General features: G+C 67.8%; 24 protein-coding genes and 1 pseudogene. 14 read left to right on the top strand and 11 right to left on the bottom strand.

What is annotated here, in order from left to right; translation table 11 throughout:
- Nucleotides 1-7: 7 nt before the first annotated feature.
- Genes HWX25_RS11025 through HWX25_RS11010 form a run of 4 tightly spaced genes read left to right on the top strand, consistent with a single transcriptional unit; the run spans nucleotide 8 to nucleotide 3,964 of the window.
- On the top strand, nucleotides 8-1,195 hold the full coding sequence (locus tag HWX25_RS11025; protein ID WP_175908502.1) for an ATP-binding cassette domain-containing protein: 1,188 nt from the start codon (nucleotides 8-10) through the stop codon (nucleotides 1,193-1,195).
- Nucleotides 1,188-1,844, top strand: a complete 657-nt coding sequence (locus tag HWX25_RS11020) for a methionine ABC transporter permease (RefSeq protein ID WP_175908501.1) — start codon at nucleotides 1,188-1,190, stop codon at nucleotides 1,842-1,844. The genes HWX25_RS11025 and HWX25_RS11020 overlap by 8 nt, the downstream gene beginning before the upstream one ends.
- 54 nt (nucleotides 1,845-1,898) lie before the next feature.
- Nucleotides 1,899-2,756 (top strand): hypothetical protein, encoded by an 858-nt coding sequence (locus tag HWX25_RS11015; RefSeq protein ID WP_175908500.1) that lies wholly within the window; start codon nucleotides 1,899-1,901, stop codon nucleotides 2,754-2,756.
- Entirely contained in the window at nucleotides 2,753-3,964 is a 1,212-nt protein-coding gene (locus tag HWX25_RS11010) for an acyl-CoA dehydrogenase family protein (protein WP_175908499.1), read from the top strand. Before HWX25_RS11015 ends, HWX25_RS11010 begins: the two co-directional genes overlap by 4 nt.
- 42 nt (nucleotides 3,965-4,006) lie before the next feature.
- On the opposite strand, the gene HWX25_RS11005 is transcribed toward HWX25_RS11010, so the two are convergent.
- From HWX25_RS11005 to HWX25_RS10995, 3 genes are all read right to left on the bottom strand, one after another.
- Nucleotides 4,007-5,734 carry a YadA family autotransporter adhesin gene (locus HWX25_RS11005; protein ID WP_175908498.1) on the bottom strand — a complete coding sequence of 576 codons (1,728 nt, stop codon included), beginning with the start codon at nucleotides 5,732-5,734 and terminating at the stop codon, nucleotides 4,007-4,009.
- Nucleotides 5,735-6,013: 279 nt separating this feature from the next.
- Complete coding sequence (locus HWX25_RS11000; RefSeq protein ID WP_175908497.1) at nucleotides 6,014-6,394, bottom strand: hypothetical protein; 381 nt, start codon at nucleotides 6,392-6,394, stop codon at nucleotides 6,014-6,016.
- A 290-nt stretch (nucleotides 6,395-6,684) separates the two neighbouring features.
- On the bottom strand, nucleotides 6,685-7,149 hold the full coding sequence (locus HWX25_RS10995) for an Lrp/AsnC family transcriptional regulator (protein ID WP_175908496.1): 465 nt from the start codon (nucleotides 7,147-7,149) through the stop codon (nucleotides 6,685-6,687).
- Between the two features lie 174 nt (nucleotides 7,150-7,323).
- Between HWX25_RS10995 and HWX25_RS10990 the strand changes: the two genes are divergently transcribed.
- Nucleotides 7,324-7,950: a LysE family translocator gene (locus tag HWX25_RS10990; RefSeq protein WP_175908495.1), complete on the top strand. Its 627-nt coding sequence runs from the start codon at nucleotides 7,324-7,326 to the stop codon at nucleotides 7,948-7,950.
- Nucleotides 7,951-7,959: 9 nt separating this feature from the next.
- Here HWX25_RS10990 and HWX25_RS10985 read toward each other — a convergent pair whose 3' ends face one another.
- Nucleotides 7,960-8,805, bottom strand: coding sequence for a helix-turn-helix transcriptional regulator (locus HWX25_RS10985; RefSeq protein ID WP_175908494.1), 846 nt, complete (start codon nucleotides 8,803-8,805; stop codon nucleotides 7,960-7,962).
- Between the two features lie 266 nt (nucleotides 8,806-9,071).
- Between HWX25_RS10985 and HWX25_RS10980 the strand changes: the two genes are divergently transcribed.
- Nucleotides 9,072-10,034, top strand: a complete 963-nt coding sequence (locus tag HWX25_RS10980; RefSeq protein WP_175908493.1) for a DUF2167 domain-containing protein — start codon at nucleotides 9,072-9,074, stop codon at nucleotides 10,032-10,034.
- The gene (locus tag HWX25_RS10975; RefSeq protein WP_059508586.1) at nucleotides 10,031-10,756 is read left to right on the top strand and encodes a site-2 protease family protein; all 726 of its coding nucleotides are present in this window, start codon (nucleotides 10,031-10,033) and stop codon (nucleotides 10,754-10,756) included. Before HWX25_RS10980 ends, HWX25_RS10975 begins: the two co-directional genes overlap by 4 nt.
- 48 nt (nucleotides 10,757-10,804) lie before the next feature.
- Here the strand turns inward: HWX25_RS10975 and HWX25_RS33425 are convergent.
- Nucleotides 10,805-10,993: pseudogene (locus HWX25_RS33425) on the bottom strand (MFS transporter); the annotation flags it as partial.
- Nucleotides 10,994-11,200: 207 nt separating this feature from the next.
- Between HWX25_RS33425 and HWX25_RS10970 the strand changes: the two are divergent.
- Both HWX25_RS10970 and HWX25_RS10965 read left to right on the top strand, forming a co-directional pair.
- The gene (locus HWX25_RS10970; RefSeq protein WP_175908492.1) at nucleotides 11,201-12,778 is read left to right on the top strand and encodes an aldehyde dehydrogenase (NADP(+)); all 1,578 of its coding nucleotides are present in this window, start codon (nucleotides 11,201-11,203) and stop codon (nucleotides 12,776-12,778) included.
- A gap of 192 nt (nucleotides 12,779-12,970) precedes the next feature.
- Nucleotides 12,971-13,522 carry a hypothetical protein gene (locus tag HWX25_RS10965; protein ID WP_175908491.1) on the top strand — a complete coding sequence of 184 codons (552 nt, stop codon included), beginning with the start codon at nucleotides 12,971-12,973 and terminating at the stop codon, nucleotides 13,520-13,522.
- Nucleotides 13,523-13,657: 135 nt separating this feature from the next.
- Here HWX25_RS10965 and kdgD read toward each other — a convergent pair whose 3' ends face one another.
- A complete protein-coding gene (kdgD, locus tag HWX25_RS10960) occupies nucleotides 13,658-14,572 on the bottom strand; it encodes a 5-dehydro-4-deoxyglucarate dehydratase (protein ID WP_059528402.1) in 915 nt (304 codons plus the stop codon).
- Between the two features lie 230 nt (nucleotides 14,573-14,802).
- Between kdgD and garD the strand changes: the two genes are divergently transcribed.
- From garD to HWX25_RS10940, 4 genes are all read left to right on the top strand, one after another.
- On the top strand, nucleotides 14,803-16,356 hold the full coding sequence (gene garD / locus HWX25_RS10955; protein WP_175908490.1) for a galactarate dehydratase: 1,554 nt from the start codon (nucleotides 14,803-14,805) through the stop codon (nucleotides 16,354-16,356).
- A gap of 181 nt (nucleotides 16,357-16,537) precedes the next feature.
- A complete protein-coding gene (locus HWX25_RS10950; RefSeq protein WP_175908489.1) occupies nucleotides 16,538-16,930 on the top strand; it encodes a nuclear transport factor 2 family protein in 393 nt (130 codons plus the stop codon).
- 78 nt (nucleotides 16,931-17,008) lie between these two features.
- The gene (locus tag HWX25_RS10945) at nucleotides 17,009-17,464 is read left to right on the top strand and encodes an RbsD/FucU family protein (protein ID WP_059528393.1); all 456 of its coding nucleotides are present in this window, start codon (nucleotides 17,009-17,011) and stop codon (nucleotides 17,462-17,464) included.
- Between the two features lie 225 nt (nucleotides 17,465-17,689).
- The gene (locus HWX25_RS10940) at nucleotides 17,690-18,127 is read left to right on the top strand and encodes a DoxX family protein (protein ID WP_059814845.1); all 438 of its coding nucleotides are present in this window, start codon (nucleotides 17,690-17,692) and stop codon (nucleotides 18,125-18,127) included.
- A 129-nt stretch (nucleotides 18,128-18,256) separates the two neighbouring features.
- Here the strand turns inward: HWX25_RS10940 and HWX25_RS10935 are convergent, their stop codons facing one another.
- The 3 genes from HWX25_RS10935 to HWX25_RS10925 all read right to left on the bottom strand — a co-directional run bounded on the left by HWX25_RS10935 (nucleotide 18,257) and on the right by HWX25_RS10925 (nucleotide 21,617).
- Nucleotides 18,257-19,567, bottom strand: a complete 1,311-nt coding sequence (locus tag HWX25_RS10935) for an MFS transporter (RefSeq protein ID WP_059528387.1) — start codon at nucleotides 19,565-19,567, stop codon at nucleotides 18,257-18,259.
- Nucleotides 19,568-19,888: 321 nt separating this feature from the next.
- Nucleotides 19,889-21,025, bottom strand: a complete 1,137-nt coding sequence (locus HWX25_RS10930) for a branched-chain amino acid ABC transporter substrate-binding protein (protein WP_175908488.1) — start codon at nucleotides 21,023-21,025, stop codon at nucleotides 19,889-19,891.
- Between the two features lie 190 nt (nucleotides 21,026-21,215).
- Entirely contained in the window at nucleotides 21,216-21,617 is a 402-nt protein-coding gene (locus HWX25_RS10925; protein ID WP_175908477.1) for a hypothetical protein, read from the bottom strand.
- 63 nt (nucleotides 21,618-21,680) lie between these two features.
- Here HWX25_RS10925 and HWX25_RS10920 point away from each other — a divergent pair, with 63 nt between their 5' ends.
- Nucleotides 21,681-22,475 carry an AraC family transcriptional regulator gene (locus HWX25_RS10920; protein WP_059528381.1) on the top strand — a complete coding sequence of 265 codons (795 nt, stop codon included), beginning with the start codon at nucleotides 21,681-21,683 and terminating at the stop codon, nucleotides 22,473-22,475.
- Between the two features lie 87 nt (nucleotides 22,476-22,562).
- Here the strand turns inward: HWX25_RS10920 and HWX25_RS10915 are convergent, their stop codons facing one another.
- Both HWX25_RS10915 and HWX25_RS10910 read right to left on the bottom strand, forming a co-directional pair.
- Nucleotides 22,563-22,826, bottom strand: a complete 264-nt coding sequence (locus HWX25_RS10915; protein ID WP_059528378.1) for a hypothetical protein — start codon at nucleotides 22,824-22,826, stop codon at nucleotides 22,563-22,565.
- A gap of 286 nt (nucleotides 22,827-23,112) precedes the next feature.
- The gene (locus tag HWX25_RS10910; protein ID WP_175908487.1) at nucleotides 23,113-25,005 is read right to left on the bottom strand and encodes a sugar phosphate isomerase/epimerase and 4-hydroxyphenylpyruvate domain-containing protein; all 1,893 of its coding nucleotides are present in this window, start codon (nucleotides 25,003-25,005) and stop codon (nucleotides 23,113-23,115) included.
- Nucleotides 25,006-25,164 lie beyond the last annotated feature (159 nt).

The following is a 25,164-nucleotide window of genomic DNA, read 5'->3' as shown; positions in this document are numbered from 1 at the left end:
CGAAGCGATGACGCAATTGTTCGATACGCTGGGTTTCATCGAGGCTTCGGCCGCGCGGGCCGGCGCAGGCGCGCACGCACAAGGGGCGCTTGACGAAGCGGCCGCACGCGCCGACGGCGCCGCCGTGTCGCTCGCGCACGTCGGCAAGGTGTTCTCGACGCCGCGCGGCCAGGCCGCGGCGCTGCGCGACGTGACGCTCGACGTGCGGCGCGGCGAGGTGTTCGGGATCATCGGCCGCAGCGGCGCCGGCAAGTCGACGCTGCTGCGGCTCGTGAACGGCCTCGAGCGGCCGAGTTCGGGCAGCGTGCGCGTGCAGGGCGTCGACGTCGGCGCGCTCGACGAGGACGGGCTCGTCGCGCTGCGGCGTCGCACCGGCATGGTGTTCCAGCATTTCAACCTGCTGTCGGCGAAGACGGTGTTCGAGAACGTCGCGCTGCCGCTGAAGATCGCCGGCGTGCCGAAGGCAGAGCGCACGCGCAAGGCCGAGGCGCTGCTCGACCTCGTCGGGCTCGCCGCGAAGCGCGACGCGTATCCGGCGAGCCTGTCGGGCGGCCAGAAGCAGCGCGTCGGCATCGCGCGGGCGCTGGTGCACGACCCCGAGGTGCTGCTGTGCGACGAGGCGACGTCGGCGCTCGATCCCGAGACGACGCAATCGATCCTCTCGCTGCTCGCCGACATCAACCGCCGCCTCGGGTTGACGATCGTGCTGATCACGCACGAGATGGAAGTGATCCGCGCGGTCTGCGACACGGTCGCGGTGATCGAGCAGGGCGAGGTCGTCGAAACGGGCCCGGTGTGGCGCGTGTTCGGCGATCCGCGCCACGGCGCGACGCGGGCGCTGCTCAGCACGCTCGTGCACGACCTGCCGGCCGAACTGGCCGCGCGCGTGCGGCCGTTGCCCGAGCAGGCCGCGCTGCCCGACGGCGCGCAGGTGGTGCTCGACGTTCGCTATACGGGCGAGAGCGACGGCGAGCCGGACGTCGGCGCGCTCGCGGCGGCGCTCGGTGGTTCGGTGCGCTTTCTGCATGGCGGGATCGAGCGGATCCAGGGCCATGCGCAGGGGCGTCTCGTGATCGCGGCATCGCCGCGCGCGGACGACGCGGGGCAGTCGCCGGCACGCGGCGGCGCGGTCGCGGCACTGCTCGAACGCGCACGCCGCCATGCGAACCACGCGGAGGTGCTCGGCTATGTTTGAACTCTGGTGGCCCGAACTGCTCGACGCGATCCGCGACACGCTGTCGATGGTCGCCGCGTCGGCCGCGATCGCTGCGCTGATCGGCATCCCGCTCGCGGTGATCCTCGTGACGACCGCGTCGGGCGGCATCTACGCGCGGCGCGGCGTGAACGCGGTGCTCGGCGCGCTCGTCAACGTGTTCCGCTCGACGCCGTTCATCATCCTGCTCGTCGCGCTGCTGCCGTTCACGCGCGTGCTGATCGGCACGACCATCGGCGTGTGGGCGGCCGTCGTGCCGCTGTCGATCGCCGCGATTCCGTTCTTCGCGCGGATTGCCGAGGTGAGCCTGCGCGAAGTCGATCGCGGGCTGATCGAGGCCGCGCTCGCGATGGGCGCGAAACGTCGCCACATCGTGTGGCACGTGCTGCTGCCGGAAGCGCTGCCCGGCATGCTCGGCGGCTTCACGATCACCGTCGTCGCGCTGATCGGCTCGACCGCGATGGCCGGCGCCGTCGGCGCGGGCGGGCTCGGCGATCTCGCGATCCGCTACGGCTACCAGCGCTTCGACACCACCGTGATGGTGACCGTGATCGTGATCCTGATCGCACTCGTTTCGGCCGTGCAAATCACGGGCGACCGCCTGGTCCGACGCGTGACCCGGCGTACCTGAGCGGCGCCACGAGCGCCGGCTCTTTTCATTGAAGACCCTGAGAGAACGATACCCATGACCCTACCTATCGGCGCGCCGCGCGAATGGAACGGACAATTCGAGGAAGCGCTGTTTCTGGATGTCGCGCGACGCCATCGCCCCGACTTCCCGGACAAGCTGGCGACACCGCCGCGCGAGCCTCGCGATGAAGATGAACGGGCCGCCGTCGCCGACTACTACACGAAGATGGCGTCGCACGACCTGTTCATCGTGCAGGTCGTCGCGAAGGCGATCGACACGCTGTTCCGCGACGACCCGCATTTCCAGCTGATCCTGTCGCGTCAGCTCGGCGACGACGGCGCGCACGCCGTGATCGGTCGCGAACGCGTGACCGAACTGACGGGCCGCGATCCGCTGCCGGAAGTCGAGCGGCTCGTCGCCGCGCACTGGGAACGCATTGGAGACATCGCGGTGCGCGACGTCGCGGGTTTTCTCGCGTTCGAATGGCATTACGAACTGCACATCCTCGCGAAGCTGTGGATCCAGCGCAAGACCGGCCGCATCGCCGACGGTGCGATGCGCGAGCACGGCGAGAACCGGATTCGACCGGACGAGGAGTGGCATCGCGTGCAGATCGTCCAGTGGTGGTTCGACACGTTGAAGGCGCTGCCGGCCGCCGAGCGCGACGCGCTGATCGATCGCGTGATCGCCGCCGACGAGGAAATGCAGGAACGGCTCGACGGCTATCTGCACGATGAATACGCGCATACCGCGCACGTGTTCGGTGCGGACATCGCCGAATACCGCGCGATCTACGACGACTGGCGGCGCGAGATCCTGTCGCGGCTGACCGGCCGTCGACTCGGCGCGCTGGTTCCGCTGTCGAGCGATATAGTTGCGCACGCAACCGTAGCACAGGAAGCCGTCGCATGAACGACCCTCGCGGCCCGGCGACGCTGGCGCCGGACTCCGACGCACGCGCGATCGACGCCGACGCGCTGGCGCGTGCGATCGACGCGCTGCGTGCGACGGCCGCGGCGCGCGACCGCGCGGGCGGTCATGCGGCCGACGAGAAGCAGCGGCTCGCCGACGCGGGCCTGCTGACGCTCGCGGTGCCGCGCGAATTCGGCGGACAGGAAGCCGAGTGGCCCGCGATCTACGACACGATCCGGCGGATCGCGCGCGTCGACAGCGCGCTCGCGCATTTGGTCGGGTTCCAGGTCCTGCAGGTGGTGAGCGTCGACGTGTGGGGCAGTGCGGCGCAGCGCGAACGCTATCTGCGCGGCACGGTCGCGCATCGCTGGTGGTGGGGCAATGCCGTGAACCCGCTCGACACGCGGCTGGTGGCGACCGCGACGCCGGACGGCGGCTACCGGCTCGACGGCGTGAAGGGATTCTGCTCGGGCACGCGCGGCTCGCAGCGGATGACCGTGTCCGCGCACGATCCGGAAACGGGCCGAGCCGTGTTCGGCGTCGTGCCGACCGATCGCGACGGGATCACGGTCAACGAAGACTGGGATCCCGTCGGTCAGCGCCAGACCGACAGCGGCAGCGTGCGCTTCGACGGCGTGACGCTCGCGCCGGACGACGTGCTGCACCGGTCCGAGACGCCGCCGACGCCGCGCGCGACGCTGCGCACGCTGGTGTCGCAGCTCGTGTTGACGAACCTGTTCGTCGGGCTTGCGGAAGGCGCGCTGGCCGAGGCGCGCGAATACGTGCTGGCGCACGGCCGGCCGTGGATTAACTCGGGCGTCGCGCAGGCGAGCGACGATCCCTATACGCTGCAGCGCTTCGGCGACATGCGTGTGCAGGCGGTTGCGGCGGCGTCGCTGGCCGATCGCGCGGCCGTCGCGTTGCAGCGCGCATGGACGCGGCGCGGCGCGCTGACGGCCGACGAACGTGCCGAAGTGGCGCTCGCGGTGTCGGACGCGAAGATCGTCGCGCAGCGCGCGGCGCTCGACAACGGCGAGGCGCTGTTCGATGCGTGCGGCGCGCGCGCGACGGCCGCATCGCTCGGCCTCGACCGCTTCTGGCGCAACGCGCGCACGCATACGCTGCACGATCCGCTCGACTACCGGCTGCGCGACGTCGGCCGGTTCGCGTTGACGGGGGAATTGCCGCAGGCGTCGCTGTATACGTAGCGTCGGCGAACCGTCCGCCGGCGCTACGCAGCTCGGTGTCGCCTACCAGCGATAGCCGACGCCCGCGCCGGCGCCGAACGAGCCGTGGCCCGACACCGCCGTCGTGATCGAGCCTTTGACGAGCCATTTCGTCGTCGCGACCGACAGGCCGACCGCCATCGCGCTTTGACCGCCGTACGTGCCGCCGCCGAGCGCAACGACCTTCTCGCCGGGCAGCACGGCCTGCGGCACGTTGGCCATCGCGATCGCGCTCGCTGTGCCAGCGTTCGCGTCCTTGCGGTACTTCGACATTTCTTCGCGAACCGAATTGATCGCGCCGTTCAACTGGCGCACGTTGACACCGTCCGTCGGTGCAGTGCCGTCGGCCACGTTGGTCAACTGGCGTTCTGCACCCGGCGCGCCGATCGAGACCGTGTTGTCGCGATCCGCGACCGAGTTCGCGCCCAACGCCACGGCATTGTTGGCGCTCGCGCGGCTGTTCGTGCCGATCGCGGTGGAGTCCGTGCCGGAAACATTCGAGCCGGTGCCGACGGCCGTGCCGTTCGTGGCGGTGACCTTCGAATTCGTGCCGATGGCCGTGCCGTTCGTCGCGGTGACGGTCGAATTCACGCCGACCGCCGTACCGTTGTCGCCCGAGACGTTCGAGCCGTTGCCGACCGCCGTTCCGTTCGTCGCCGTGACCGACGTATTCGTGCCAATCGCGGTGTCCGTCGGGTCCGTCACCGTGCCGCTCGGGACGCTCGACGAGATCTTGCCGACGGTGGTCGTCAGCGCCGCGAGATCCGTCGTCAACGTCGAAACTTGGCTTGCGATCGAGAACAGCTGCGAACCGTTGACGGCGTCCGTGCTGGTTGCGCTGATTGCACCGGCCGCGACGTTCACGATCTGCCGCTCGGCGCCGGCGCTGCCGACGCTGACCACACCGACCGGCGTGCCCGCGAAGCCGCTGTAGCTGACGCCGTCGAGCGTTACGCTGCTCACGGTCGTGAACGCGCGCGTCGCTGCGTTCGAGCCCAATGCGACGGAGTTCGCGTCGGCGGCGTTCGCGCCTTCGCCGATGGCGACCGCGTTCACGGCGGATGCCGTCGCGCGGGCGATGGCCACGCTGCCGGTTGCGGACGCCGAGCTGTCGATGCCGAGCGCGACCGCATCGTTGGCGCCGGCGTTCGCCTGGAAGCCGAGGGCCGTCCCGCCGGCCGCCACGCTGCCTTTGCCGACCGCCGTCGAGAACGTCGCGGTCGCGCTCGCGCCTTGTCCGACCGCCGTTGCCTGGTCGACGGCCGAGGCACCCTGACCGAATGCCGACGCGGTGGCGCCGTTGGCGATCGCGCCGTCGCCGACCGCCGTCGCCTGGATACCGGTTGCGCGGGTAAGCGCGCCGAGCGCCGTTGCGTGGTCTCCGGTGGCGGTGGAATTGCCGCCGACCGCAGTTGCCTGCGTGCCGGTCGCGCCGGCCATGCGGCCGATCGCGACGGTTTCGCTATAGGCGCCGGTCGACGAACCGGAGTTCGCCACCGCCGCGGTGCCGATTGCCACGTTGTCGCAACCCGTTGCGGTCGCCGGATACGTGCCGCTTCCCGAGATCGCGATGTTGCCGACGCAGCCGCCCGACGTTTCTGTCGACGTGCCGTTCTGCACGTAGTCGGCCCGCGCGGGCGCGGAAGCGGCGAATGCGACCATGGCGGCACCGACCGCGACGGCAAGCGTGGCCTTCGACTTCTTCGGTGCGCGTCGTGCGGAAAGTTCCAACCCTCGTTGATGCTTGTTCATTTCGTGTTCCCAGGCTCAATGTAAAAGTCGTGTTGTGTTTTGCACGGTCTGCGCACGATTTCACGTTCGCATCGAATCGTTCGCGTCTCTTTCATGACAGGTGCTGCCCGTCCATCCGGAAAACAAAAGTTCTGCTAATCAAATTCGACATTCGCCGGTATTGAAGAGACAAGAACCGCGCACGGATCGCAGCTACGTGCTTCGGCCGCGGCCACTTCCGGGCTTCGGGGGCTCGAAGCTCGAGCCGCGACGACGCATTTTGATGGGCCTCAGCCGAGCCTATGTTTGCCGCGGCGTCTGAACGCTATGTTTCGGGAGAAATTCGGTCGGTGAAGGGCGTGATGCGGCGGCGGGCAGGCGGTGTGGCTCGCTCATGCGGGTAGGCGTCTCGTCGTGCGGCGCTTCATCGTCGAATTCCGTCCCGACCGTCATTGCGACGGCGGGAATGCCGTAGACATCGACCGCGTGCGGGAACTCGGCTTTCTCGATCGATTTCGTGTCGCCGGCGCGCGAGAGCGACAGCCGCGTACCGGGTGGCATATCGATGCGCAGCAGACGCGCGCTCTTCTCGAGCGCCGGATGCTTTGCGGCTTCTTCCTTTCTGATGTTCGCCTCGGCCCGCCGCCCGATCGCCGCCATCAAGACGACGAAGCTGCTCATCACGCACAGCGCGGTGAGGACGACGGTGGAGCGTCGCCGATGTACACGAAACGATCGTCGTACAGGCGGAAGCAACGCCAGTGCAACGATCCCAAGCAGGACTGAGACGGCCGCCAGGAACGAAATGCCGAGAACGATGAAGAAGGTGCCGGAGAAAATCGGGTGCAGCCACCGGTGTGGCCCCGGGTGGCGAACGGCATTTCAGGATCTTGTATGAACGGACGTCATTGCAGTGTTCTGCCGCATCGATCCGATGACGGCAGCACGCACGTCGTCGCCTTTCCACATGCCTAGATCGGCAGACGCACCGTCTGCTTGATGCGCTTCAGCGGAATCTCGGTTTCGACGTTGCGTACGCCTTCGATCTGGGTGAGCGTCTCCATCTGAAAGCGCTGGTAATCGTCCAGATCCCTCGCGATGACGCGCAGCAGATAGTCGTAGCTGCCGGCCATCAGGTGGCATTCGAGCACCTCGGGCGCCTGCTCCATCTCGCGCGCGAAGCGTTCGACGGTGGTCTTGTCCTGGCGTTCCAGCGTGACGCGCACGAATGCCGTGAATCGCAGCTCGACGGCTGCCGGGTTCAGCAGGGCGACGTATGCGTCGATGACGCCCTGTTCCTCGAGCAGGTGAACGCGGCGCAGGCAGGGCGTGGGCGAGAGGCCGGCCTGCTGCGCGAGCTCGGCATTCGTCTGGTTCGAGTTTCGTTGCAGCGCACGCAAAATGCGCCGGTCGATGGCGTCCAGCTTGATTGGCATTTTTGGCTACCAATGATGTCGATGATGGAGAATAACGCCAATTTGCAAATCGAAAGTAGCCAATTTCGCAGCCATTCTCCACGGCAAGTTGCCGATAATCCGATGACTGCCCGGCCCCGGAGGCATGTGCGATTCCCGTCCGTCGCTCCCGGTGCCGCTTTCAGGAGAATCCCGATGCCGCACGTAGCCTGGTTGCCGTTCATGGCCACCTCCCTTCTGATCATTCTGACACCGGGCCAGGACATGGTGCTCGTGATGTCGCGCACGCTATCCGGCGGCACGCGGGCGGGCCTCGTGACCGCTGCGGGCGTCAGCGTCGGGCTGCTCGTGCATACGATGCTCGCGACGCTCGGGCTGGGCGCGCTTCTTCAGGCATCCGAATGGCTGTTCACTGCATTGAAGATGATCGGCGCGCTGTACCTGCTGTACCTCGGCATCACGCTGCTGCGTTCGTCCGGCGAGCTGACGCTCGCGAGCGGTCGCGACGCGACGGCGTCCGGGTTGCGCACGTTCGCGCAGGGCGCGCTGTCCAACGTGTCGAATCCGAAGATCGCGCTGTTCTATCTTGCGTTTCTGCCGCAGTTCGTGCCCGCGGGCGCCGCGCATCCGATGGTGTCGCTGTTCGTGCTCGGCACGACGTTTGCCGGCCTGACGTTTCTCGTCAAGGGGCCGGTCGCGCTGTTCGCCGGCCTGCTGTCGACGTCGATCCGGCGCAATCCGCGCATCCTGACCCGCATGCACCGGGTGAGCGGTGTGGTCCTCCTCGGGCTGGGCGTGAAGCTGGCGTTCGAGCGTCGTTGACGATGCTCACTAAGCCGGCAGCGCATCCGCCAGCGCGCGCATCGCGTCCACCGTTTCCGGATTCGCCGGGAAAAACGCCTCGATCGCGAGTTCCGACAGCGTGACGTCGACCGGCGTGCCGAACACCGTCGTCGTGCTGAAGAACGTCAGTTCGCCGGCGGCCGTGCGCAGCCGCAGCGGCACCGCGATGTCCGCGTAGTCGGCGCGCGCATGCGTGTCGTCGGGCTGGCCGGCCGGTGCCGGATACGCGGCGAGTTCGTCGCGCAGCGCATGGAGCGCGCGGTCGCCGCTCGCGTCGATCTGCCGTTGCAGCCGGTGCAGGATATGCGCGCGCCATTCGTGCCAGTTGACGATCTGCGGCGCGAGGCCGTCAGGATGCAAACTCAGGCGCAGCACGTTGACGGGCGGCCGCAGGAGCGCCGGATCGGCCTGCGCGACCAGCGCGCCCAGCATCCGGTTCGCGGCGAGCAGCGTCCAGTGGCGATCCACCGCGAGTGCCGGGTAGGGCTCGTGGCCGCGCAGCACGGCTTCGACCGCGTGGCGCGCCGCATCGAGCTGCGGATCGGAGAAGGGCCGCTCGCGAAACAGCGGCGCATAGCCGGCCGCGACGAGCAGCGCGTTGCGCTCGCGCAGCGGCACGTCGAGGCGCTCCGCGAGATGCAGCACCATCTCCCGGCTCGGCTGCGCGCGTCCCGATTCGACGAAGCTCAGGTGCCGCGCGGACACTTCGGCCTCCAGCGCGAGGGCCATCTGGCTCAGGCGCCGGCGTTGACGCCAGGTGCGCAGCAGCGAGCCGATGCCGGACGCGCGGCCGGCGGACGGGGGGAGCGATTGAAGGGCAGCGGTCGAGTTCATGACGAGGATGATAGGCAATCCCGCGCGCATCGGGCATTACCTGCGAGGTAAGCATTCCGGATCGATGTGCATCGGGTGTGCATCGCGACTCCGCCCGCTGCCGCCCGATGCGCTCCTCCGCCCCCGCATTTCGATCCCGGATGCGCGCCGACGCTGCGTTACCATAGCCCTCGTGCCACCTGAGAGGCGGCACCGGACCCGCGACCACAACGCCCGGGCCGGATGCCGCGCACATTCACAACAAGGCATTCCAGGGGAATCCAACAATGAAAAAACTCGCCGTCCGCGTCGCCTGCGTGGCGATGCTCGCGCTCGCCGCAACCAGCGGCCATGCGCAGACCGAAGCCGCGCAGGTCGAAATGAGGGCCGCCGCCGCGGCCGCCAACAAGGTCGTCGTGAACGGGCCGGCCGATATCGACGTCAAGCACGAAGCCGTGCTGAAGCTGAAGGAAGGCGAATCGTTCGTGCCGGCCGCCGAAGCCGGCCGCTACCTGCGCTCGATGGGCAACTCGATCGACGAATCGAAGCTGGTCGGCCTCGTGCTGCCCGAGGACCCGAACGCCGACTGGATCTCCGTCGTGTCGTTCGAGCCGAGCGGCTACATTCGCGACGACGACGCGAAGGACTGGAAACCCGACGAATTGCTGAAGAACCTGCAGGCCGGCACCGAGGAAAACAACCCGGCGCGCAAGGAGCGCGGGCTGCCCGAGACCGAGGTGGTCGGCTGGGCGCAGGCGCCCGCGTACGACGCCGCCACGCACCGGCTCGTGTGGTCCGCGATCATCCGCGACAAGGGTGCGGCCGCGAACGCGGAGAGCGACGGAGTGAACTACCGGACGCTCGTGCTCGGCCGTGACGGCTACCTGTCGCTGACGATGGCGTCGACGCTCGCCGATCTGCCGAAGTACAAGGGCTCGGCCGACGATCTCCTCGCGAACATCCGCTTCAACGACGGCAAGCGCTATGCCGATTTCAACAAATCGACCGACCACGTCGCCGAGTACGGGCTCGCGGCGCTGATCGTCGGCGTCGGCGCGAAGAAGCTCGGGCTGCTCGCGCTGATCGGCGCGTTTGCCGTGAAGTTCTTCAAGATCGGCGCGGTCGCGTTGCTGGCGGGCGGCGCGGCGCTGAAGCGCTTCTTCGGGCGCAAGCCGAAGCCGGCGGCCGTGCCGGTCGTCGCCGATGCAACCGACGCAGCCGCCGTGTCCGGCACGGAGCGCAAGGAATGACGAAGCTGCTGCTGCTGATCTTCGGTGGCCTGAAGCTCGGCAAGGTGCTCATGTCGGCGGGCACCATGCTGGCGTCGATCGCGGTCTACGCGCTGTTCTACGGATGGCGCTTCGCGGCCGGATTCGTCGCGCTGCTGCTGGTTCACGAAGCCGGCCACTACGTGGCCGCGCAGCGGCGCGGGCTCGACGTCGGGCTGCCGACGTTCATTCCGTTCGTCGGCGCGTGGATCCAGCTGAAGGAGATGCCGCACGACGCTGAAACCGAAGCGTACGTCGGGTTGGCCGGGCCGTTCGTCGGCACGCTCGGCGCGCTGGCCTGCTACGCGGCCGCGCGGCACTACGACAGCAACCTGCTGCTCGCGCTCGCCTATACGGGCTTCTTCCTGAACCTGTTCAACATGATTCCGCTGTCGCCGTTCGACGGCGGGCGCATCACGGCGGTGCTGTCCCCGCGCATCTGGTTTGCGGGCGTGCCCGTGCTGATCGCGCTGTTCGCGTACCGGCCGAGCCCGCTCTTGATCGTGATGGCGATCCTCGCGTTGCCGCAGTTGAAGCGCGCATGGCGCTACGATCCCGACGCGCCGGAGAACCGCGCGTACTACACGACTTCGGTCGAGACGAAAACGACTTACGCGCTTTTCTACGTCGGCCTGCTCGCGTTTCTCGCGCTGATGACGTCCGGCGTGCACGACATGCTGCGCGTCGCGCATTCGGCGGCCTGAGCGATGTAAAAAACGGCGGCCGCTCATGCGCGGCCGCCGTCGTCTTTGCCAGCCGCTCCGCCATTGTGCGAGCACGTATGCCCAGCCGAACGCCGAGACGGCGAACAGCATCGCCAGAATCCAGTAGCGCACGGCGGTGCGGCGGGCGGTGCGTGCAAGATCGATCGGAAGATCGCGAGGGGAGGTTTGATTGGGTACTTTGACATGCGTCGTCGTATGACATAACCATAAGTTCATAAGGCCTGGCCGAACCCGAAACCTCGGGTTTTCCCTTTGCAGAGCGGCGTGAAATGGTCAACATTTGGGCAAAGCCCGAAGGGATAAGGGTTTCGCGCAGAGTATGGCAGGATCGACGATCGGCGCGAATCGTGAAATCGTGTCGGCAGACATCGTATCTGTTGAGCTACAATGAACCAATCATTCCCGAAACACGGAGCACCCCCCATGCAACTGACTGGAGAGATGCTGATCGGCGCCGATGCGGTGGCCGGCTCGGCCGGTACCCTGCACGCGTTCGACCCGACGAAGGGCGCGCCGATCGATGCGCCGGCCTTCGGCGTCGCGACGCAGGCGGACGTCGACCGCGCGTGCGAGCTTGCGCGCGACGCGTTCGACGCGTACCGCGCGCAGCCGCTGGCGGCCCGCGCGGCGTTTCTCGAAACGATCGCCGACGAAATCGTCGCGCTCGGCGACGCGCTGATCGAGCGCGCACACGCCGAAACGGGCCTGCCCGTCGCGCGGCTGCAGGGCGAGCGCGGCCGCACCGTCGGCCAGCTCCGGCTGTTCGCGCGCGTCGTGCGCGACGGACGCTTCCTCGCCGCGTCGATCGATCCCGCGCAGCCCGCGCGCACGCCGCTGCCGCGCTCGGACTTGCGGCTGCAGAAGGTCGGGCTCGGGCCCGTCGCGGTGTTCGGCGCGAGCAACTTCCCGCTCGCGTTCTCGGTGGCCGGCGGCGATACGGCGTCGGCACTCGCGGCCGGCTGCCCGGTGATCGTGAAGGCCCATGAGGCGCACCTCGGCACGTCCGAGCTGGTCGGCCGCGCGATCCGCGCCGCGGTGGCGAAATGCGGGATGCCGGCCGGCGTTTTCTCGCTGCTGATCGGCCCCGGCCGCGTGACCGGCGCGGCGCTCGTCAGCCATCCGGCAGTGCAGGCCGTCGGCTTTACCGGGTCGCGGCAGGGCGGCATGGCGCTCGTGCAGCTCGCGAACGCGCGCCCGCAGCCGATTCCCGTCTATGCGGAAATGAGCAGCATCAACCCGGTCGTGCTGTTCCCGGCCGCGCTGGCCGCGCGCGGCGACGCGATCGCGACCGGCTTCGTCGATTCGCTGACGCTCGGCACCGGCCAGTTCTGCACGAATCCGGGCCTCGTGCTGGCGGTCGATGGCCCCGATCTCGACCGCTTCGAGTCCGTCGCGGCACAGGCGCTCGCGAAGAAACCGGCCGGCGTGATGCTGACGAGCGGCATCGCCGATGCGTATCGCAATGGCCGCGGCAAGCTGGCCGAACTGCCGGGCGTGCGCGAAGTCGGCGTGGGCGAGGCGGCGCAGACCGAATGCCAGGCAGGCGGCGCGCTGTACGAAGTCGCCGCGCCGGCGTTCCTGGCCGAGCCGGCGTTCGGCCACGAAGTGTTCGGGCCGGCATCGCTGATCGTGCGTTGCCGTGATCTCGACGAAGTCGCACACGTGCTCGACGCACTCGAGGGCCAGCTGACGGCCACGCTGCAGATGGACGCCGACGACAAGCCGCTCGCGCGCCGCCTGCTGCCGATCCTCGAACGCAAGGCCGGGCGCCTGCTCGTCAACGGCTACCCGACCGGCGTCGAAGTGTGCGACGCGATGGTGCACGGCGGGCCGTTCCCGGCGACGTCGAACCCGGCGGTCACGTCGGTCGGCGCGACCGCGATCGACCGTTTCCTGCGGCCCGTGTGCTATCAGGATTTCCCGGACGACCTGCTGCCCGAAGGGCTGCAGGAAAGCAATCCGCTCGGCGTTCCGCGGCTGCGGGACGGAAAGGCGGAGTGACGGTGCGGCGGCGCGGCGCGAAGCCGGGCCGCTTGCCGAAGGAATGAAAGCGGGGGCGGCCGGCGGGCTGCCTCCGCTTTTTTCATGATGGCTTCCGCGTCGCCGGAATTTCTCCTACAGTAGCGGGGCCTCGGGCCGCCCGGCCCGCAGGCGAGCCTGAGAGACCACAAAATTCCAAGAGGGAACCATCCGATGAACATCAGCAAGCGCGGCGACCACCTGTTCGCCGCCGGCTTGTGGAAGGCGATCGGTGACGTCGCGCATTCGGTGCGCAGCCGGATCGGCCAGTACAGCGAAGGGCGCGTGCTCGCGAATGCGCTGCTGGAATTCCAGCGCGACCTGGGCGGCAGCGAATTCGACGTGACCATCAACCAGGGGCGGCCCGTCACGGGCTCCGATGCGCATTCGCTCATGTTCGGCCTCGCCGTGCGCCGTTTCCGGCAGGACATGGAAGCGCTGGTGTTCGCGCTCGAGCATCGCCGCAACATCGACGACCGCGACCAGAGCCTGCGCACCGAAGCGCTGATGCAGGCCAACAGCGCGCTTCTGACCGCGAAGCAGTCGGCGACGATCACGGTCGGCCGGTTCTTCGACGCGGTCGTCGATCGCGACGTGCTGGGGCAGATTCTCGGCGACGGGTCGAGCGAACGCGTGCGTACGGGCGCGCAAGGGCAGATCGAGGCGACCCGGATCAAGCTCGGCAACGTGCGTCACCGGATCATCGGCGTCATCGCGCAGATGTGACCGCGCGCATCGCGGCGGGATGCGTCGCATGGCCGCCTCTGCAAACGACCGCGGCCGGCAGGCGCCGGCCGCGATGCAACACAGGCAACAAGCCGGCCGCGGTGCCGTCGAAGGCGCCGCGCCGGCCATTTCCGCTTACTGCGGGCCCATCTTCCTGATCAGCACGTCCAGTTCGGCCATTTCGGCGTCGGTCAGGTCGACGAGCGGCGCGCGTACCGGGCCCGCGTCGTGGCCGACGAGCTTCGCGCCTGCCTTCACGATGCTGACCGCGTAGCCCGCGCGACGGTTGCGGATCTTCAGGTACGGCAGGAAGAATTCGTCGATCAGGCGGCCGACCGTTGCGTGGTCGTCCTTCGCGATCGCTTCGTAGAACGCCATCGCCGTCTTCGGGATGAAGTTGAATACGGCCGACGAGTACACCGGCACGCCGAGCGCCTTGTACGCGGCCGCATAGACTTCGGCCGTCGGCAGGCCGCCGAGGTACGCGAAGCGGTCGCCGAGGCGGCGGCGGATCGTGACCATGCTCTCGATTTCGCCGACGCCGTCCTTGAAGCCGATCAGGTTCGGGCAGCGGTCGGCGAGGCGCTCGAGCATGTCGGCGTTCAGCTTCGAATTCGCGCGGTTGTACACCACGACGCCGATCTTCAGCGCGCGGCACACCTGCTCGACGTGTTCGGCGATGCCTTCCTGGCTGGCTTCGGTCAGGTAGTGCGGCATCAGCAGCACGCCGCTCGCGCCGAGGCGCTCGGCTTCCTGCGCATATTCGATCGCGACGCGCGTGCCGCCGCCGGCGCCGGCCAGGATCGGCACCTTGCCCTTGCAGGTTTCCGTCGCGACGCGGATCACGTCCGAATACTCGCGCTGCGTGAGCGAGAAGAATTCACCGGTGCCGCCGGCCGCGAACAGCGCGGTCGCGCCATACGGCGCCAGCCATTCCAGACGCTCGGCATAGGTGGTCGGGCGGAAGCTGCCGTCCGCGTCGAAGTCCGTCAGCGGAAACGACAGCAGGCCGTGGGAGATGATCTGTTTGAGTTCTTGCGGTGAGGTCATGGTTGGGTCGTCCGTCTAGCGCGAGGGCTGGGTTCGTCGGGTACGCCATCCGAGCCATATTGGCGATGTCGTTGTATGTCATCGTACAACGCAGGAAAGCGCAGCGCAAGCGGTTTGCCGGCGGGTAAAGGGTAGGGTCTTTCCGGATAAGGGTTTACGCAGCATCGCGGGTTGATGTCGAATGTCGTATGATGACTAACGATTTGGCTGGTAGCCTTCCAGGAATTCCAATGACTGCTTCCCCGCTTTATATCCGCGTGCACCCGGACGACAACGTCGCGATCGTCGTCAACGACGGCGGCCTGCCCGAGGGCGCGACCTTCGCCGACGGCCTGACGCTGCGCGAAGGCGTGCCGCAAGGGCACAAGGTTGCGTTGGTCGACCTCGCGGCCGGCGACCCGATCGTCCGCTACAACGTCGTGATCGGCTACGCGCTCGCCGAGCTGCGCCGCGGCAGCTGGGTCAACGAGCGCACGATGCGCATGCCCGAGCCGCCGGGGCTCGACGACCTGCCGCTCGCCACGCGCGCCGCGCCGCCGCTGGCGCCGCTCGAAGGCTATACGTTCGAGGGCTTTCGCAATCCCGACGGTTCGGTCGGCACGCGCAACATCCTCGCGATCACGACGACCGTGCAGTGCGTGTCGGGCGTCGTCGAGCATGCGGTGAAGCGGATCAAGGACGAACTGCTGCCGCGTTACCCGAATGTCGACGACGTGGTCGGGCTCGAGCACACGTATGGCTGCGGCGTCGCGATCGATGCGCCCGATGCCGACATCCCGATCCGCACGCTGCGCAACATCAGCCTGAACCCGAACTTCGGCGGCGAGGTGATGACGGTGAGCCTCGGCTGCGAGAAGCTGCAGCCGGAGCGCCTGCTGCCGCCCGGCGCGATTCCGCTGGCGGCCGACGGCGCGACGGACAACGGCGGCGTCGTGTGCCTGCAGGACGCCGCGCACGTCGGCTTCAACTCGATGATCGACTCGATCATGAAGATGGCCGAATCGCATCTCGAGCGGCTGAACCGCCGCCGTCGCGAAACCTGTCCGGCGTCCGATCTCGTCGTCGGCGTGCAGTGCGGCGGCAGCGACGCGTTCTCGGGGCTGACCGCGAACCCGGCGGTCGGCTTCGCGGCCGACCTGCTCGTGCGCGCGGGCGCGACGATCATGTTCTCGGAAGTGACCGAAGTGCGCGACGGTGTCGCGCAGCTCACGTCGCGCGCGGCGAACGAGACGGTCGCCCGCGAGATCATCCGCGAGATGGACTGGTACGACCGCTACCTGCAGCGCGGCCGCGTCGATCGCAGTGCGAACACGACGCCCGGCAACAAGAAGGGCGGCCTGTCGAACATCGTCGAGAAGGCAATGGGTTCGATCGTGAAGTCGGGCAGCGCGCCGATCGCCGGCGTCGTGCGTCCCGGCGATCGGGCGCGGCAGAAGGGGCTGCTGTACGCGGCGACGCCCGCGAGCGATTTCATCTGCGGCACGCTGCAGCTCGCGGCGGGGATGAACCTGCACGTTTTCACGACCGGCCGCGGCACGCCGTACGGCCTCGCGCAGGTGCCGGTGATCAAGGTCGCGACGCGCAGCGATCTCGCGCGGCGCTGGCACGACCTGATGGATCTCGACGCGGGGCAGATCGCGACCGGCGCGGCCTCGATCGAGGACGTGGGCTGGGAGCTGTTCCGGTTGATGCTCGACGTCGCGAGCGGCAAGCGCCGCACGTGGGCCGAGCAATGGAAGCTCGCGAATGCGCTGACGCTGTTCAATCCGGCGCCGGTGACCTGACGCGCGCGATGGCAACGGCAGACGATGCGGGCGCCGTCGGGCGCCCGTTTTTGATTGCGGCGACGCGATTTCCTTACCTCGAACGTAATCGACCGCCCATGCGAGGCCGGCGACGATGGCGGCACGCGAACACGAAACGTCCGCGGCGCTGTCCTTCCTTCATCCAGACCAGGAGCCTCGCATGAACACCGCCCAAACCGTCCAGTCCGCACACGCCGACCTGATCGACCGCTATTTCGACGCGTGGAACGAGCCCGACGTCGCACGCCGGCGCGCGCTGATCGATGCGACCTACGCGAGCGATGCGGCCTATCGCGATCCGCTGATGGCCGGCGACGGCCACGCGGGCATCGACACGATGATCGCCGCGGTGCAGGCGCGCTTCCCCGCGTTCCGATTCCGCCGCACGACCGACGTCGACGGGTTCGGCCAGCATCTGCGCTTCTCGTGGGCGCTCGTGTCGCCCGACGGCGTGGCGATCGTGAAGGGTTCCGATTTCGGCACCGTCGATGCGTCGGGCCGCCTGAAGTCGGTCACGGGTTTCATCGACGAAATGCCGGCAGCGGCGTCGTGACGTGAGCGATGCATGCCCTGCGGCCGCCGGGATCGGGTAACTTATGCCATTCGTTCCCGATCCCGGAGACTTGCCCACATGCTGAAGAATCTCGATCCTCTGCTGCACGCCGACATCCTGCACACGCTGCGCGCGATGGGCCACGGAGATGAAGTGGCGATTTGCGATGCGAATTTTCCGGCGGAATCCGTCGCCGAGCACACGGTAGTCGGCCGCGCGCTGCGCATCGACGGCGCCGACTCGGCGCGCGTCGCGCGCGCGGTGCTGTCCGTGTTGCCGCTCGACACGTTCGTCGAGACGCCCGCGTGGCGGATGGAAGTGGTCGGCGATCCGGCCGCGGTGCCGCCCGTGCAGCGCGAAGTGCAGGCGGAAATCGATCGCGCGGAAGGGCGCGCCGTGCCGCTCGTGGGCGTCGATCGATTCGCGTTCTACGAGCGTGCGCAGCAGGCGTATGCGGTGATCGTCACCGGCGAGCTGCGCGGCTACGGCTGCTTCCTGTTCAAGAAAGGCGTGCTGTTGAGCGACGCCGGTTAAGGCTCGTTCCCTTTATTCGCGGCGGCGGTGGGGCGTCGTTCTTCGTGGTGCCGTCATGCGTGCGTCGCCGCCGCGGTGTAAAGATTTGCTACAACCTTTTTCTTGGACACCGCGAAAAGACCCTCTATGCTGGCCCATTTGCCGCGGGCCCGACAGGGCCGCGCGGCTCCGAACCGCGCGGGCATGCCTCGCGCGGACGGCCGAATTGCATACGAGGAGAGTGGCATGACGCGTTCCGTCGATTCCGGCGTCATTTTTTTCGCACGCCTGGCGCTGGCGGCGTTGTTCTTGTGGGGCGGCGTGATGAAGCTGCTCGGCTACAGCGATTTCATCGGCTATCTGCATGGGCTGAACGTGCCCTATCCGCAGGTGATGGGCCCGGTCGTCGTCACGATCGAAGCGCTCGGCGGCCTGCTGCTGATCGTCGGCTACAAGGTGAAGCCGCTTGCATTGCTGATGGCGTTCTATACGGTCGCGACCGCGATGGTCGGACACAATTTCTGGGACGCGACCGACGCCGCGGTCCAGCACGACATGGTGATCCACTTCTGGAAGAACATCGCGATCGCCGGCGGCTTCCTGCTGCTGTTCGTGACCGGCGCGGGCGGCGCGAGCATCGACGCGCTGCGCCGGCCGAGTTCGTCGTACGGCGCGCTGCGCTGAGTCGAACCGGGCTGAACGGCGCGACGCACGCACGTCGCGCGCCGCGCTGAACCAAATCAAAAGGGCCGAATCCCGCACGCCGCGGGATTCGGCCCTTTGTTCATCCAGCGGGCGCATGCGCGCCGGGGTTCAGCGTGCGTCCTTCAGGTCCTTCGCATCCTTCGAGAACTGCACGGCGATCGCGCCGAGCACGCAGATCGTCGCGACATACACGACCGGCGCGAGCGGGTTCGACTTCATCATCAGCGACACGATCACCGGCGTCAGGCCGCCGAAGATCGCATACGCGACGTTGTACGAGAACGAGATGCCCGAAAAGCGCACGACGGCCGGGAAGCTTTTCACCATCACGAACGGCACCGCGCCGATCGTGCCGACCGCGAAGCCGGCGATCCCGTAGTACAGCGGCAGCGTCGACGCGTCGGCCGCGACCTGCGCGAACAGCAGGTAGTAGCACGCGGCCAGCACGAGGCCGCCGATGCCCAGCACACGCTTCGCGCCGATCCAGCCCGCGAGCGAGCCGGCGGTGATGCAGCCGGCCGTCAGGCACAGCGTCGCGATGCTGTTCGCGAACAGCGTGGTCGCGGGCGTCAGGTGAAACTGCTTCTGCAGCAGCGCGGGCGTCATCAGGATCACGACGACGATCGCCGCCGACAACATCCACGTGAGCAGCATCGACACGATTACCGCGCGGCCGTGGTCGCGCAGCACGGCCTTCAGCGGAATCTCGGCCGCGAGCGCCTTCTTCGCCTTCATCTCGGCGAACACCGGCGTCTCGTGCAGCCAGCGGCGCAGGTACACGGAGAACAGGCCGAACACGCCGCCGAGCAGGAACGGAATGCGCCACGCGAACGCGGTGACTTCGGCGCCCGAGTAACGGCTGTTGATGCCGGCGGCGACCAGCGAGCCGAGCAGGATGCCGGCCGTGAGGCCCGCGGTCAGCGTGCCGCACGCATAGCCGATGTGGCGCGACGGCACGTGCTCCGACACGAACACCCATGCGCCCGGCACTTCGCCGCCGACCGCCGCGCCCTGCAGCACGCGGAACAGCAGCAGCAACACCGGCGCGAGGATGCCGATCGAGTCGTAGGTCGGCAGCAGGCCCATCAGCAGCGTCGGCACCGACATCATCAGCACGCTCAGCGTGAACATCCGCTTGCGGCCGAACAGGTCGCCGAAGTGCGCCATGATCACGCCGCCGAGCGGGCGCGCGAGATAACCGGCCGCGAAGATGCCGAACGTTTGCAACTGGCGCAGCCAGTCGGGAATGTCGTGCGGGAAGAACAGCTGTCCGATCGCGGGTGCGAAGAACACGAAGATGATGAAGTCGTAGAACTCGAGAGCGCCGCCGAGTGCGGCAAGGCCAAGAGTTTTATAGTCGCTGCGCGTGAGCGCGCGTTCGGCGGCGCGAGGCACGCCGCTCAATTCGGAAGCTTGCATGGTCAGGACGATCGGTTTTCGAATGTTGTTGTCGGTGCTGCGTCTCCAGAACCCGCTATCGGCATGGACTGGCAAGGCGCGGCTTGCGTCGTCGAGCGTGTGCCGAGCGCCGGATGGGCACGCGACACGCACCGTCGCACCGGGATGGGGCACGACGCAGACGAAGCGTCAAAGCGGGTGGGGGGATTCTACAGGAGCGCGAAATGCGTGCGCGCGGGGCCGCGCCGAGGAATGCTTCGGACTTCGTCGGGACGAAACGCACGCGGCGCGGCAGGCGGGTGAACCGCTTGCCGCGCCGCGCGCGTGACAGGGTCTGCTCGATCAGTTGCCGGCGATCGTGTCGACCGGCTTGAACGCGCCGTGCTCGACCTTGTAGATCGTCACCGGCGCATCCTTCAGGTCGCCCTTCGCGTCGTACGCGATGCTCGGCGCCGACACGCCCTTGATCGACACCTTGCCGAGATACGGTGTGTAAACCTTCGGGTCGGTCGAGTTCGCGTCCTTCATCGCGGTGAGCAGCGCGATCGTGCCGTCGTACGAGTAGGGCGAATAGGTGATCACGTCTTCATTGAAGCGTGCCTTGTAGCGCGATGCGTAGCCGGCGAAGCCCGGCATCTTTTCCTTCGGCAGCCCGCCCATGTAGACGATCGCGCCTTCGGCCGCTTCGCCGCCGACCTTCAGGAACGTCGGCGAGCGCGACATCTCGCCGGTCACGAAGGCGGCCTTCATCCCGAGCTGGCGCATCTTGCGGATCATCGGCGACGACTGCGCGTCGCCGCCGCCGTAGAAGATCGCGTCGGGGTTGATGCCCTTCAGGTTGGTCAGGATTGCAGAGAAGTCGAGCGCCTTGTCGTTCGTGAAATCACGCTTGACGATCGTGCCGCCGGCGGCCTGCACGGCCTTCGCGAATTCGTCGGCGATGCCCTGGCCGTAGGCCGTGCGGTCGTCGATGATCGCGATGCGCTTGAAGCGCAGCGTCTTCACCGCGTACGTGCCGACGATGCGGCCCGCTTGCGCGTCGCTCGTCAGCAGCCGGTAGGTCGTCTTGTAGCCGCGCGCCGTGTATTGCGGCGACGTCGCCATCGAGATTTGCGGCAGCCCCGTGCGATCGTACAGGTCGGACGCCGGAATGCTCGTGCCCGAGTTGAAGTGGCCGATGACGCCGCGGACATTGTCGTCGATCAGCCGCTGCGCGACCGTCGTGCCGGTGCGCGGGTCGGCCTGGTCGTCCTGCGAGTCGAGCTGGAACGTGACCGGCTGACCGCCGATCGTCGGATGCGTCGCGTTGAAATCGGCGATCGCGAGCTGCACGCCCTTCTGCATGTCCGTGCCGTAGTTCGACTGCGGCCCCGTCAGCGGTGCGGCGAAACCGATCTTGACGACGTCGGCGGCGATGGCGTGTGCGCCCGACAGTGCGCAGGCAGCGGCCAGCGCGACGTGCGATACCTTCAGCTTCACTTTCACTTCCCCTTGATGGCGTGGTTGGGCCGCCGCCGGCCAGCGGGCCGGTGCGGTAAACCGGGCGAGACGTATCGGTCCGCAGGCGTTTGCGACAGCCGTGCGGTGTGTGCCGTGCGCCGCGCGGGTTGTGCCGGAATCGGCGTGTGCGGCGGCGGCGGGATGTCGTCTCGTAACCGTTGATCGAAGTCTAGGTAGCGAAAATGCGCGCGTCTTGCGCGTTCGATGCGCGGCCGGCGACGATTTCGGCATATCGTCGATAACCCTGATATATGCCGAAATCGTCATGTGGAATGCGCAATCGCGCCAAGACGCGACATGCCGGCATTTCTAGGATGGCGGCTTCGCGAGCGTTGTTTCGGTACCGGCGGGGTGCATCGATATCGCCGACGTTGCCGACGGATGCCCGGCGCCATGCAGCGGGCCGATGCGAAATCGGCGCCGCCCGACAAGCGCGCCGCAGTGGTTGCGCGCACAACCGCACGGCGTACGATGCGCCGACGTATGCGGCCACCCGATCGTCGCCGATCGGCGGCGCGTTGCGCGGACCGCCGTTCATCGCGCCGCCCGATCGCTTGTCCGAGATCGCCACGACGTGTTCTTGAGCGCGCTCCTATAATCGACGCCATCAGCCACTCCCTTCGCCAATGCCGGGATGACGACCTTTCTTGCCGCACCGCCCATGAGCCTGTCCGATACGCTGCGCTACCAGCCCGACAACGCCGATCTTGGCGCGATGCTCGCGCACTTCCGCCTGCTTGAGCCGGTGTTCGACGCACTGCCCGACGTCGCGTTCTTCGTGAAGGACGCGAACGGCCGCTACGCGCTCGTCAACCGCACGCTGGCGATGCGCTGCGGCTACAAGGACAAGCGCGACCTGCTCGGCAAGACGACCGACGAGGTGTTTCCGCGCCGCTTCGGCCGGACCTACTTCGAACAGGACATGGCGACGATCACCGCCGGCCAGCAGCTGATGGACCAGCTCGAGCTGCATCTGTATCCGGGCCGCCAGCCGGGCTGGTGCCTGACCTGCAAGGAGCCGCTGCGCGACGCGGCCGGCAAGGTGGTCGGTCTCGCGGGCATCTCGCGCGACCTGAAGGCGCACGAGGGATCGCATCCGGCCTACAGCAAGCTCGCCGACGTGGTGCAGCACATCCAGGATCACTACGTGCAACCGCTGAACCTGAAGCAGCTTGCGCAGATGGCCGGGATGTCTGTTGCGCAGCTCGAACGCTACTTCCACAAGGTGTTTCACCTGACGCCGCGCCAGGTGCTGCTGAAAACGCGGCTCGACGCGGCCACGGCGCTGCTCGTCACGCACGACAAGGTGACCGACGTCGCGGCGCTATGCGGTTATACGGATCACAGCGCGTTCACGCGCCAGTTCAAGGCGACGGTCGGCATGACGCCGACGGAATACCGGCTGATGCTGCAGGACCGGGCAGGGTGAAGTGACGCGCCGGGCGGGCCGGCGGGTCTGAAGGATCGGGGCGGTGCGAGAGCAAGAAGCGGGGAAAGGAATCGGGAAAGCGGCGGCTCAGCGGTAGCCGAGGCCTTTCAGGACGGCCGTGCCGTCTTCGGTCAGGCGGAAGCTCGGTGCCGTGTCGGCGTCGAGCTTGATCATCTCGACGAGGCCGGCTTCCTGCAGCGCGGGCAATTCGGGTTTGGCGTTCGCGCCGATCGGTGCGTGCAGCAGCACGAGCAGCGTCGCGATTTCATGATGGCTGAGCAAACGGCGCAGCATCGTCTTTTTCACAGGGGGGGCGGCCGGGCGGCCCGCGGGTGCATCTACGGCGCTCATCGCTGTCCTCCTTTTCGAGATATCCATCGGGTACTGGTTGCGGATGGTGCCGTCGAAGACTTAAGCGATTCTTAAAAGCGCGGTGGCCAGGCCGATGCTGCAGTGCGGCGTGCGTTACCGGATGTAACCTCCGCCCGGCGGCGGTTTTCGGCCCCGAGCGGACGGCCTTGCCGGGCGGGGCGCCGCCGCGGTATTCACCACGACGGTGCGTCCGCGCGTCGCACGTCGCAGGGTCGACGTAGTTTTCTCGTTTGATTCGCCCCCTGCGCGAAATTCGCTTGCTCCCTTATTTCCTGCGCTGGGCCTGCGCGGCGAGCCGCACGGCTGCGTTGGCCGCGCCGTAGCCGTCGTAGCCGCCGCGCCGCTCGACGATTTCGAGCGAGAAGCGGTTGTCGACCAGTTCCGTATACGCATGCAGGAATTCGCCGCCGTTTTCATCGCGGTCGTACAGCAGATGGTGGGCGCTGAGCGTCTCGATCAGTTCGTCTGGCAGCGCGTAGCGCGCGGCGAGATCGTCGTAATAGTTCGGCGGAATCCGCAGGAATGGCACGCCGTCGGCCGCGAACGCGGCGACCGTCTTCACGATGTCGTCGGTCCGGAACGCGACGTGGTTCAGCCCTGTGCCGTGATAGCGGTCGAGCGATTCGGCGACGGCCGTGTGGCGGTCGACCGACGCATTCAGCGCGATCCGCACCGAGCCGTCCGCGCTGCGCACCGCACGGCTGCGCATCAGGCCGTACGGATCGGGCACGAGCCAGCTGCGCTCGGCCTCGAAGCCGAAGGCGGTCTTGAAGAACAGGATCCACGTATCGAGCGCGTCGGCCGGCAGCGCGAGGCAGACGTGATCGATGCCCGTCAGCGGGCCGACCTCGCTGGGGCCGTCGATGTCGGTCAGCACGAAGTCCGATTCATACAGCGTTGGCGCGTTCGGCGTCTCGTCGACGAAGTATTCGAGGCTGCCGTCCGGCGCCTGCACGCCCGGCAGCACGCGCTCGTTCGGGCCGACGCGCCCGGAAAACGGCGCGTAGCCGAAGCCGGCCGCGCGTTCGAATGCCACTTTCGCATCGTCGACGCGGAACGCCGACGCGCACAGCGACAACCCGTGCTGCTGGAAGAACGCGTCGGCGAACGAGTCGCGCTCGGCGTTCAGCACGATCGACGCGGCGCCGTGCTGGAACAGCGTCACGTCCTTCGATCGATGACGGCCCGCGAGCCGGAACCGCATCCGGCCGAGCCATTCGCCGACGGTGGCTGCCGCCTGCGCGTCGACCGCGAATTCGATGAACTGGAACCCGACGTGCGCGGGCGGCGCCGGCGGCGCGAACAGCGGCTGGCCGGCGGCGGGCGCGCGGCCGTCCTGCGCGAGCCGCGCGCGCGTCAGTTCTTCCAGATAAAGCAGCGAGCGGTGGCCGTCGGCGGCCGTGATCGCGGTCGGCGCGGCGCGGAAGCCGTCGTTGAAGATCTCGAGCGACAGCGGCCCCGTATAGCCGGACTCGATCACGCGCGCCGTGAAGCGCGCGAGGTCGAAGTCGCCCTGGCCGGGGAACGAGCGGAAGTGGCGGCTCCATTCGATCACGTCCATCACGAGCTTCGGCGCGTCGGCGATCTGCACGAACGCGATCCGGTCGCCGGGGATGTCGGCGATCGCGTCCGGCGAATCGTCGAGCGACAGCGTATGGAAGCTGTCGAGCGCGAGGCCGAGATGCGGGCTGTTCACCGCGTTCACGAGCTTCCATGCGTGGCTGTACCGGTTCACGACGCGGCCCCACGCGAGTGCCTCGTACGCGGCGACCACGCCGGCCTGCCGCGCGGCTTCGGCGAGCGCGCCGAGCTGGTCGACCAGCAGCGCGTCGTCCGCGATCGTGTCGGGCGCCACGCTGCTGCACACCAGGATGCGGTCGGTGCCGAGCGCGTGCATCACGTCGAACTTGCGGCGGATGCGGTCGAGATTGCGGGCGAGCTGGGCCGGGCTCACGCCCTCGAAGTCGCGAAACGGTTGGAACAGCACGATGTCGAGGCCCAGATCGGCGGCCATGCGCCGCACGTCGGCGGGCGATCCATCGAAGTAGACGAGGTCGTTCTCGAAGATTTCGACGCCGTCGAAGCCGGCGGCCTGGATGGCGGTGAGCTTCTCGGCGAGCGTGCCGGACAGTGACACGGTGGCGATCGAGCGCTGCATGGGCGAATCCTGCGGGTGAGCGGGGCGTGGCGTCGGCCGGATCGGGCCGGAATGAACCAGTCGTTGAATGACCTGCGGGCGCCACATCCCGAATTTACTAGGGGAGTATGGCGAATTATACAAACTAACTAGATGGTACAAATTAGCGAAAACCCGAAA

The organism is Burkholderia sp. BCC1640, from assembly GCF_902833125.1.
Lineage (GTDB): Bacteria > Pseudomonadota > Gammaproteobacteria > Burkholderiales > Burkholderiaceae > Burkholderia > Burkholderia diffusa.
This window is presented reverse-complemented; position numbering and strand designations above follow the sequence as displayed.